The following is an 11,044-nucleotide window of genomic DNA, read 5'->3' as shown; positions in this document are numbered from 1 at the left end:
GCCCCCTGGGGCTCGTCACGTCTCTCGGGCTTGTTGTGACAATGACTGCCATGACGTCAGCAAGCGCCGCCGAACCGATCGAGTCTCAGGCCGCCACCCAGCCGCCCGCGGCCGGGTCCACATCGTTCTTCACCTCCTTCGAACCGGGCCAGCCGCAGCCCGGCTACACCGACGAAGTCGAGACCGGCCCGGACGGGAAACCCCGGACCGACGGCGTCCAGGGCCCGACGCCGACCGGGATCGGCGGCAGCGAGATGGACAAGGTCACCACGGTGACCGCGAACGGTGAGAACACCGGTGGCGGTGAGATCGCGACGAACGCGGCCGACGGGGACAAGTTCACCAAGTGGCTGGTCTTCCAACCAACCGGTTGGTTGGTTTACCAGACCTCGGCCCCGGTCACGATCCGGAAGTACGCGCTGACCTCGGCGAACGACGCCGACGGCCGCGACCCGCAGAACTGGACCGTCTCCGGCTCGAACGACGGCACCACCTGGACCACGCTGGACACCAGGACCGGCGAGAGCTTCGAGAACCGGTTCCAGACGAAGGAGTACACCTTCGCCAACGACACGGCGTACACCTTCTTCAAGCTGGACGTGACCCTGAACCACGGCGAGAACATCGTCCAACTGGCCGACTGGTACATCTCGAACGGCGCCCCGCTGCCGCCTCCGGGTGAGGTGGCCGAGTCGCGCCTGGACTCCGGCCCGACCAGCGCCTACAACGCCCGCGCCCGGACCGGCTTCACCGGCGTGAAGTCCTTCCGGTACGCCGGCCACCAGACCGCCGAGGGCCGCGGGTACACCTGGAACAAGGTCGCCGACGTGGACCTGAAGGTCGGCAAGGACACTCGCCTGTCGTACAAGATCTTCCCCGAGCACGTCGAGGGCGACCTGAGCTACCCGAGCACCTTCGCGGCGCTGGACCTCGCCTTCGACGACGGCACCTACCTGAGCGACCTCAAGGCGAAGGACCACCACGGCTTCGAGCTCAGCCCGCGCGGTCAGGGCGACGCGAAGGGCCTGTCCACGAACCAGTGGAACAACATCGAGGCCGACCTGGGCACGGTAGCGGCCGGCAAGACGGTGAAGCGGATCCTGGTCGGCTACGACAAGCCGAGCGGCCCGGCCGACTTCCGCGGCTGGATCGACGACGTGCGGATCAGCAAAAGCACAGCCAACCCGGCCACTGATGACACTGCCGCGCAGAAGACCGCACGCAAGCACCCGTCGGACCTGGCGATCACCACCCGCGGGACGAACTCCACCGGCGGCTTCTCCCGGGGCAACAACTTCCCGGCGACCGCGGTGCCGCACGGCTTCAACTTCTGGACGCCGGTGACGAACGCCGGCTCGATCTCCTGGCTGTACGACTACGCCAAGGGCAACAATGAGCAGAACAAGCCGGAGATCCAGGCGTTCTCGATCAGCCACGAGCCGAGCCCGTGGATGGGTGACCGGCAGACCTTCCAGGTGATGCCCCAGGTCGTCACCGGCGCGGCCACGCCGACCGCGGACCGCAAGGCCCGGGCCTGGGCGTTCAGCCACGACAACGAGATCGCCAAGCCGTACTACTACGGCGTCACCTTCGACAACGGCAACGCGGTCGAGCTGACCCCGACGGACCACGCGGCGATGCTGCGCTTCTCCTTCCCGGCCGGCCAGGCGTCGCTGGTGTTCGACAACACGAGCAACCTCGGCGGCCTCACTCTCGACGCCGAGACCGGCGTGGTGACCGGCTACAGCGACGTCAAGAGCGGGCTGTCCACCGGCGCCGGCCGTCTCTTCGTGTATGGCGTGGTCGACCAGAAGGTGGTTGCCAGCGGCAAGCTGGCGAACGGTGGCGGCGCGAACGTCGGCGGCTACTTCTCCTTCGACCCGAAGGTGAAGCAGGTACAGCTGCGGATCGCGACCTCGCTGATCGGCACCGCGCAGGCGAAGAAGAACCTGGAGCTCGAGCTCGCCGAGGGCAGCCGCTTCGACAAGGTCCGCGACGCCGCGCAGGAAGCCTGGGAAGAGAAGCTGAGCACGATCGAGGTCGAGGGTGCCAGCGCCGACCAGCTGACCACGATCTACTCGAACCTGTACCGGCTGTTCCTCTACCCGAACAACGGCTCGGAGAACACCGGCACCGCCAAGAAGCCCGTGATCAGCTACGCCTCGCCGGTGTCGCCCAAGGTCGGCACGGACACGCCGACGACCACTGGCTCGAAGATCGTGTCCGGCCAGACCTATGTGAACAACGGGTTCTGGGACACCTACCGGACCGTCTGGCCGGCGTACAGCCTGTTCGCGCAGAACGAGGCGGCCGACCTGGTGAACGGATTCGTCCAGCAGTACAAGGACGGCGGCTGGATCTCCCGCTGGTCCTCCCCGGGCTACGCCAACCTGATGGTCGGCACCAGCTCGGACGTCGCTTTCGCCGACGCCTACCTCAAGGGGATCAAGGGCATCGACGTCCAGGCGACGTACGACGCCGCGCTCAAGAACGCGGCTGTCCGGCCGCCGACGGCGAACGTCGGGCGCAAGGGCCTGGACCTCGGCATCTTCAACGGCTACACGGCCAACACCACCGGTGAGGGCTTCAGCTGGTCGATGGACGGCTACATCAACGACTACGGCATCGCGAACATGTCGAAGGCGCTGTACGACGCGGCGAAGAAGAGCGACCCGCGCAAGCAGGAGTACCTGGACAACTACCAGTACTACCTGAACCGGGCCCGCAACTACGTCACGCTGTTCGACCCGACGCTGAACTTCTTCCAGGGCAAGGGACCCGACGGCGTCTGGGGCAACTCGCCGAGCACCTTCGACCCGCGCGACTGGGGTCACGACTACACCGAGACCAACGCCTGGAACATGGCCTTCTCGGTCCCGCAGGACGGCGCCGGCCTGGCCGCCCTGTACGGCGGTCGCGACGGCCTGGGGAAGAAGCTCGACGAGTTCTTCACCACCCCGGAGGACGCGTTGCACACCGGCGGCTACGGCGGCACGATCCACGAGATGCTCGAGGCGCGTGATGTCCGGATGGGCCAGTACGGCCACAGCAACCAGCCCTCGCACCACATCGCGTACATGTACAACTTCGCAGGCCAGCCGGCCAAGACGCAGGAGAAGGTCCGGGAGGTCCTCGACCGGCTCTACCTCGGGTCGGAGATCGGCCAGGGCTACCCGGGCGACGAGGACAACGGCGAGATGTCGGCCTGGTACCTGTTCAGCATGCTCGGGTTCTACCCGCTGCAGGTCGGCTCCCCGACGTACGCGATCGGGGCGCCGCTGTTCACCAAGGCGACGGTGCGGCTGGGCAACGGCAAGAAGCTGGTGGTCAGCGCGCCGAAGAACAGCGCGACCAACAAGTACGTCCAGGGCGTCAAGGTCAACGGCAAGAAGTGGACCTCGACCTCGCTGCCGCACGACCTGATCGCCGAGGGCGGCAAGATCGAGTTCGACATGACCGACCAGCCGGCCGCCTGGGGCACCGGCCGCAAGGACGCGCCGCCGTCGATCACCACCCCGGGCGAGGACCCGAAGACGTGGCGGGACTCGACCGAGGACGAGGGCGCCGTCACCGCGGCCGGCGGCGTGGACGTGTCCGCGCTGACCGACAACGACTCCAAGAAGCAGGTCACGCTGACCGGCGCCACCCCGACCGTGACGGTTCAGTTGCAGCAGGGTCGCCCGGTGGCGATGTACAGCCTGACCAGCGGAAACACCGGTACTGCGCCGGCGGCGTGGGTGCTGGAGGGTTCGACCGACGGCACCACCTGGTCGCAGGTGGACAAGCGGTCCGGGCAGACGTGGGCGTTCCCGGCGTACACCAGGTCGTTCAGCATCGCCTCGCCCAAGGCGTACACGCAGTACCGGCTGGTGATGACTCCGGCGGCGGGTGCTGATGGGGTGACGCTGTCCGAGCTCGAACTGCTCGGCACGTTGAAGGGCGTCGAGCCCGGGACCCACCCGAGCGACCAGCGGGTGGCCAAGACCCAGCCGAGCCCGACTCCGTCGCAGTCGATCGACCGGAACTACGGGTGAAACAAACGTCCGGCGGAACCCGCCCCTGAGGGGTTCCGCCGGACGTCACTTCTGAAGAAGTGGAGGGGTGGCGACCCCGCCCGGCCTGCCACCCCTTCCTCCCTACTGACGAGCGAGGCGCGCGATAGGTTGCCTTGACCCGAAACTGTCCACATCGTGGACACGTCGATGATGGGCGGGTGACCGAGCTCGTGGACGACCTACCGCCTCGTGAACTGGCCGAGCTGCGACTCAGGGCAGAGCAGCTGGTCCGCGACGGGGAGGACCGCCCGCTGCTGGAGCTGGTCAGAGAGCTGCGGACCGACGAGCAGTGGTGGGTGCATCTGTGGGCTCCTGCAGTCGCTGTGGCGGCCAGACGACTAGGGGCGCCCAATGCGATTGCGCTACTGGAGGAGGCCGTTGCCGCTGGCCTCAGCCAGCCGGAGCTGTTCGAGGGCGAGCTGGAGAAGCTGTTCGGTGCCGACGCCGCCTGGCCTTCGTTGCGGGAGCGCATGCGGGCTAACGTTCCGCAGCCGCTGGTAGAGCTCACCGACTGGCCTGAACCCGGCCCCGCACTGCCGGTCGAGCTCTACACGATCGCGCCGGACCGCCTGGCCCCACTGCTCGCTCGACTGCCCAGGCCGTCGCCGTCGGCCTGGGAGACAGCCCGGCGGATGCTGGCCTGGGTGCACGCCCAGTGGGACCACGCGAACGACCATGTCGAGGACCCGGACGCGCTGAACGTGCTCGAACGAGTGGAGGCCGGGGCCCGGTTCGCCTGTGCCGAGTATTCGATCGTGCTCAGCCAGGCGCTGAACGCAGTACGGATTCCTTCGCGGCGGGTGGATCTGCGGCAGGCCGACCACCACGTCGGCGTCGGGCGCGGCCATGTCGTGAGCGAGGCCTGGATCGACGACCTGGACCGGTGGGTGCTGCTGGACGGGCAGAACGGGTCGTACTGGGTCGATGCCGGCGGCCACCCGCTCGGCGTCCGGGAGTTGCAGCGGTCGGCCGAAGTACCGGCGTTCGTCGGGGCGGGCGACGTGGAACCGCTCACGAACGCACAAGCCGCCGGCTGGTTCTCGTACTTCGCCTCCGCCTCGACCACGGGCTACACCTGGTCGGAGGGCTCGTTCGCACCGGTCTTCCAGGAGCAACGCACCATCCGTACTCCGCGCCTGCTGCGCGACGGCGACCTCGCCTACCCCCGCCTCTCGGCCATCACCACCGGCATCGGCGGACGGGGTACCAACCCCACGGTCCGCTTCACCCACGCGCATCCCTATGGCACCGGGATCCGGCTCGGCCCGGATCTCCTCCACGACGGCGAATGGCCGCTCGACCTGACCCCGGGAGTCCACGAGCTCACCGCCACCATCGTTACGCCGTACGGGGAGACCGCGCCGCAGCGGTTCAGCTACGTCAGCCGCTCCAGCGGCCGATGAAGAAGGCGGCCGCCCAGATCGCGAAGAGGGGTATCGCCACCGCCAGGTAGAGGCGGGCCAGCCAGGGTCTTCGTTCGACCAGGACCGCGAGACCGATCCACAGCGGCCACCACAGCAGGGTGGCCCGGGTCAGCGAGAAGACCCAGTACGACGTGACGAACGCGGCGACCGTGCTCCCCACCCAGGCGGCCTCCCCCCACGACCGGCGCCGGAGCAGCCAGACGAGCAGCGCCAGGCCGACGAACAGCGCGACGAGTTCGGCCCGGAACATCCACGTCCAGTCGCTGCGATCCCCGGCGAAGTAGCCCGTGCTCGCGGCGTCGAAGGTGTGCCGCACCGAGACCCACGGCTCGGTGAACTCGCGGGCCCAGCCCTTCTCCTGCGCTTCCTGCCAGGCGAACCACGAGCCGTGGATCTGCTTCAGGTAGGCCATGAAGGCGAGCACCGGCACCGCCGGCAACGCCAGAAACGGGATGGACGGCCAGTCCCGCTTCTTCGAGGTGATGAACTCGACCACCAGCGCGAAGGCCAGGAAGATGCCCGACACCCGCACGGTCGAGGCCAGCGCGACGAAGATCGCCGCCTTCGCCCACCGGCCCTGCCGCGCCGCCAGCCAGCCGGGGAAGGCGAAGGCACAGAACAGCGCCTCGGTGTACGGCGCGGCCAGGAACACCCCGACCGGAGCCGTGAACCAGATCAGCGCGGCCTTCGGCCCGAAGTTCGCCAACTGGGGAAACTCGTACTGCGCCAGCCTGGCCAGCGCGATCCCCGCCACCGCGCTGGTGACCAGGGAGATCACGACACCGGCCGCGACCGGGCCGATCCCGATCGAGCCGACGATCCGCATCAGGAACGGCAGGCCGGGGAAGAACGCCGCGAGCGGAGCACCCGAAGGCTCGCCCTTGTCGTAGCCGAACTCCGCGATCGCGGTGAAGTGCGGGACGTCCCACTGGATCCAGGCCCGCCAGACCTTCGGGTAGTTGTCGCCCGGGTTGAACAGCAACGGCGCCGACACCGAGATCAGGAAGATCCCGATCCGGGTGACCAGCCACCATCCGAGCGTCTCCCGGGCCAGCAGGTCCGGCATCAACTCCCGCAGCCGGCCGGCGTCCCGGGCGCGCTTGGCCCGCCGCGGCTGCTCGTCCTCCGCCACCGCCCGCTCAGCAACCACCAGGCGCCCGTTTCTGCGCAGAACCCAGCCACCACGCAACGAACCGCCTACCCGCACTCACACCGACCATGGTGCCTCATGCCCCGGCCAAGCCCTTCACCGCGACCGGCGCGACCGACTGCGCCCGACCACCCCACCAGCCACCACCACGACCACCCCGGCCGCCATGATCGCCGACGGAACCGACCGTCGTCGTCCGCGAAACCAGGTCGAGCTTCTCTCCGGTCTCCGGCCACCGACACACCGAACTGATCGGAACAGCACCCTCAGGCCTCCAGAAGCCTCCGAAAACGAAGACGGCACCCGAAGTGGGTGCCGCCTTAATCGAGCTACTGGTTGCCGTCGCCTGGGTCGTTCGGCCCGCCTGGATCGTTCGGGGTGCTGCCCTCAGTGGGTGGTGTGGTCGGCAAGGTCGGCCACGGGGGTTTCGGCGTCCGCGTCTTGGTCGGCGATTTCGTCGGCGTCCGCGACGGGGTGTTGGACGGCGTGTTCGACGGGGTGTTGGACGGCGTGTTGCTCGGGGTGTTGGACGGCGTGTTGCTCGGCGGTGTCTTTGAGGGGGTGAACGTCGGGGTCGGCGTCCCCATGTTCTCCTCGCTCGGCTCCGAGAACTCCTCCACCGGCAGGTCCTCCAGCGACGGCTTCATGAAGTCGACCCAGGTCTCGGCCGGGTAGCCGCCACCGAAGAACGCGTTCTCGTCGGTGTAGTCGTCCAGGTCGGACTCACCCTCCTTGCCGGCCCGGTAGAGCACCGCCGTCGACAGTTGCGGGGTGTAGCCGACCCACCAGGAGGTGAGCGTGTCGTCGCCCTCCTTGAACTTCTCGCACTTGCACTTGAGGTTCGCGCGTCGGTGGTCGACCGACATACCGCCGGCGGTACCGGTCTTGCCCGCGGCCGGGCGGTCGATCTCGCGAGCGGCGCTACCGGTGCCGCCCTTGGCGTCGACCACCTGCTGCAGGGCGTAGCTCGTCGTCTTGGCGATCTCCGGGTCGATCGCCTGGGTGGCCTGCAGCTTCGACTTGTCGGACCACAGGACCTTGCCCGTGATGTCCTTGACCTCGCTGATGATGTGCGCCGGCGTGCGCTTGCCATCGGCCGCGAAGGTTCCGTACGCGCTCGCCATGTCGACCGGCGAGGCGTAGGCGTTCGGGCCGAGCACCAGCGCCGGCGCGTCCCGGTCGGCGGCCGGGATGGTCGGGATGCCGGCCGCCTCGGCGGCCTTGGCGACCTTCTCCGGGCCGCTGTCCAACTGCCGGTCGACGAGGTCGTAGAAGGCGGTGTTGACCGACTTCTCGGTCGCGGTCAGCAGGCTGACCGTGCCGTAGTCCTCGCCGAACTCGTTGTCGTACTTGCCGCCGCGGATCTCGATCGGGCCGTCGCCCTCGAAGGTGTCCTCGAGGGTCTTCCCCTCCTGCAGGGCCGCCGCGACCGCGAACGGCTTGAAGGACGATCCCGGCCGGGCCCTGGCGGTCGCCCAGTTGATCTGGCTCTTCAGGAAGTCGGGTCCGCCGACCATCGCGACCAGCTCACCGGTCTCCGGCCGGACCGAGGCCAGCCCGATGTGCAGCTTGTCCGGCTTGCCCGGCTGCTTGTCGCTGAAGACGGCCTTGACCGCGTTCTCCTGCAGTTTGTAGTCGATCGTGGTCTTCACCCTGAGACCGTCGCCGACGATCTGCTCGTCGGTGAAACCGAGCTTCACCAGTTCCTTGCGAGCCATGTCCAGCAGGAAGCCCGCCGAACCCTTGTACCGGCTGCTCTTGCCCTTCTTCTTCAGTGCCGGAAGGTTCTTGCTGTAAGCATCGGCCTGCGCCTGAGTGATGGTGCCGGACAGGCGCATACCGTCGAGCACGTACCGGTAGCGACTGAGAATGCGGTCCTGAGTCTTCTTGGACTTGTCGTCCACATCGAAGATGCTCGGGTTGTTCAGCACGGTGGCCAGCAGAGCGGCCTGCGGAACGCTGAGGTTCTTCGGGTCCTTGACCTGGAAGTACGCCTCACCCGCGGCGGCGACGCCGTACGCGCCCTCGCCGAAGTAGATGGTGTTCAGGTAGCCCTCGAGGGTGCTCTTCTTGTCCTGCGAACGGCTCAGCTTGGTCGCGATGAACAGCTCGGAGAACTTCCGCGAGAAGGTCCGCTCCTGGGTCAGGTACATGATCTTCACGTACTGCTGGGTGATCGTCGAACCGCCCTGCAGTTGCTCGCCGCGGGCGATGTTGAAGGCGGCCCGGGCCATGCCGGACGGCGAGATGCCGGGGTTCGTCCAGAAGGTCCGGTCCTCGGCCGCGATGACGGCGTCCTGGACGTGCTTCGGGATCTGGGCCAGCGGCACCGATCGCCGGTTCTGCTCGTAGAGCGACCCCAGTTCGCGAGTACCGTTCGCGTACGTCACCGTGGTGGTGTTGGTCGCGAACTCCTTGTTCACGTCCGGGATGTCGGTGGTCTGGTAGCCGATGAAGAAGGTGGCAGCGGCTCCGATCACGCCGAGGAAGAACAGTGCCAGCAACCAGCCGGCGACCCTCAGTGCCCAGTGTTTCTTGCGGCGTGCGCGGGTAGGAGCCTTCCTACGAGCTTCACTCACAGTGCAATCCTCGACGATCTCGCTGAAGTCATTGCGACCCAGAGTACGGCGGATGTGGTAACGCTCCCTAAACCGATGGATCCTAACCGGTCGTCCGGTCACCGTTCCCACCCTGGTCCGGAATCGGCTGGAACCGCTTTCCGGCGCTCAGCCGGTGACGTGCGGCGCCAGCAGCGTGACGGCGATCAGAGCCGTCGGGAAGCAGGCCAGGAACATGGTGAACGTGTAGCCCATGATGTCGCGGGCCTTGAGGCCGAGGATGGCCAGCGTCGGCAGCATCCAGAACGGCTGCAGCAGGTTGGCGCTGGCCTCGCCGAGGTCGTACACGACGACCATCCAGCCCGCGTCCACGGTGAGCTGGTTGGCCGCGTCCAGCACGTACGGCGCCTCGATCACCCATTTGCTGCCACCACTGGGAACGAAGATCCCGAGGATGCAGGAGTAGATCGCCACCAACGGCGGGAAGAAGAACTGGTTGCTTGCCTGCACCAACCATCCGGCCAACCGGGCGGAGATCCCGGTGTAGGCGATCATGCCGAAGATGCCGCCGTACAAGGGGAACTGCAGCAGTACTCCGGCCGCCGCCGGCGCGCCGTCCCGCACTGCCCGGGCCATCCGCCACGGCCGCCAGTGCAGCAGCATCGCCAGCAGAAAGAGGATCAGGTTCACCGTGTTCAGGTCGAGCGCGTTGAAGAAGCTCTTGCCGTCGAAGTAGCGGACCAGGTAGACCACGCCGAGCAGGACCACCAGCAGGCTGAACAACGGCGAGTGCTCGAGCCAGTCACCCGGCCGGCGTTTCTCCTCCTCACCGTCCACCCGCTGCCCGTTGTACGCCGAACCACGCCCGATCAGGGGGCGGAGCTCGATGCCGATGTCCTCAGCGGTCTTGGAGCTTCCCTCGCCCGGTGCGATGAACCAGGCCATCGCCACGCCCACGCAGTACACGAGGAGCGTCGCGACGATCGCCTGCCAGGTGAAGATCGTGTCGGTGAGCGGTATCAAGCCGCTCTCGCGACCACCGGCCCGGATCACCTCCTGGATTGGCGCCGGGCTGCTGCTCGCGCTCGCCACCTGCAGGGCGGCCGAGCCGGACAGGCCCTGCGCCCAGACCGTGCCGAGTCCCAGGAACGCCATCGCGCCCAGAGCCCGGTAGTCCGCCTTCGGCACGTTGCGAGCCACCTCGCGGGCGAGGATCGCGGCGAAGATGAGGCTGAAGGCCCAGTTCAGGTAGGACGCGAACATGGCGACGGCCGCGACGAAGGCGACCGCAGTACGGGGGGATTGGGGGATCCGGGCCAGCCGGGTGATCAGCCGGGCGACCGGACCACTGGTGGCCACGGCGTACCCGCCGATGATGATCATCGCCATCTGCAGGGTAAAGGCGATCAGAGACCAGAAGCCGAGGCCCCAGGCGTCGACCATGCCGAAGCCCTTGGTCGCGGCCGGGTCGTCCGGCCGCTTCAGCAGCGGCTCGCCGGTGACGAGGCCGAACAGCAGCACCACGAAGGTGCCGACCAGGACGAAGCCGAACGCGTCGGGCAACCACTTCTCGGTGAAGGCGGTGAACCTCAGCGCGGTCCGGGCCAGCGGCCCCTCGCGCTCGGTGTCGTGCTTCGCGTGCTTCCCATGGCTGTCGGTCATGGGGCCTCCTGGTCTGGACTGAGGAGTGTAGGGAGCGTCGCGACCGGAGCGACGAGGGAAGGCCGGGAGGCTGAGCCCCATGACCCGCCGCGCCGGAGGCACGGCATGCCTATTGCCATGACCCTCCGCTCTCGCACCACGACGCTGTGTCAGCTGATTAACGCAGATCGGCGCCTGACGTAACAGCTTTCTCCG

At 67.7% G+C, this 11,044-nt stretch carries 5 protein-coding genes; 2 read left to right on the top strand and 3 right to left on the bottom strand.

What is annotated here, in order from left to right; all coding sequences use genetic code 11:
• The first annotated feature begins 50 nt into the window (after positions 1-50).
• Together ABD255_RS08920 and ABD255_RS08915 are read left to right on the top strand one after the other, a co-directional pair.
• A complete protein-coding gene (locus tag ABD255_RS08920; RefSeq protein ID WP_344211767.1) occupies positions 51-4,034 on the top strand; it encodes a GH92 family glycosyl hydrolase in 3,984 nt (1,327 codons plus the stop codon).
• Between the two features lie 179 nt (positions 4,035-4,213).
• Positions 4,214-5,458 carry a transglutaminase domain-containing protein gene (locus tag ABD255_RS08915; protein WP_344211765.1) on the top strand — a complete coding sequence of 415 codons (1,245 nt, stop codon included), beginning with the start codon at positions 4,214-4,216 and terminating at the stop codon, positions 5,456-5,458.
• On the opposite strand, the gene ABD255_RS08910 is transcribed toward ABD255_RS08915, so the two are convergent.
• From ABD255_RS08910 to ABD255_RS08900, 3 genes are all read right to left on the bottom strand, one after another.
• A complete protein-coding gene (locus tag ABD255_RS08910) occupies positions 5,436-6,629 on the bottom strand; it encodes a mannosyltransferase family protein (protein ID WP_344211763.1) in 1,194 nt (397 codons plus the stop codon). The genes ABD255_RS08915 and ABD255_RS08910 overlap by 23 nt on opposite strands.
• A 329-nt stretch (positions 6,630-6,958) precedes the next feature.
• Positions 6,959-9,208 carry a transglycosylase domain-containing protein gene (locus ABD255_RS08905; protein ID WP_344211761.1) on the bottom strand — a complete coding sequence of 750 codons (2,250 nt, stop codon included), beginning with the start codon at positions 9,206-9,208 and terminating at the stop codon, positions 6,959-6,961.
• 147 nt (positions 9,209-9,355) lie between these two features.
• Positions 9,356-10,849 carry a short-chain fatty acid transporter gene (locus ABD255_RS08900; RefSeq protein WP_344211759.1) on the bottom strand — a complete coding sequence of 498 codons (1,494 nt, stop codon included), beginning with the start codon at positions 10,847-10,849 and terminating at the stop codon, positions 9,356-9,358.
• Positions 10,850-11,044 lie beyond the last annotated feature (195 nt).

The organism is Kribbella sancticallisti, from assembly GCF_039530625.1.
Lineage (GTDB): Bacteria > Actinomycetota > Actinomycetes > Propionibacteriales > Kribbellaceae > Kribbella > Kribbella sancticallisti.
The sequence above is the reverse complement of the archived record's forward strand: the minus strand, read 5'-3'. Positions and strand labels throughout refer to the sequence as shown.

Bases quoted from the DNA above. Each gene is read 5' to 3' on its own strand.
- ABD255_RS08920 (WP_344211767.1), top strand. From the start codon at position 51: ATGACGTCAGCAAGCGCCGCCGAACCGATCGAGTCTCAGGCCGCCACC.
- ABD255_RS08900 (WP_344211759.1), bottom strand. From the start codon at position 10,849: ATGACCGACAGCCATGGGAAGCACGCGAAGCACGACACCGAGCGCGAG.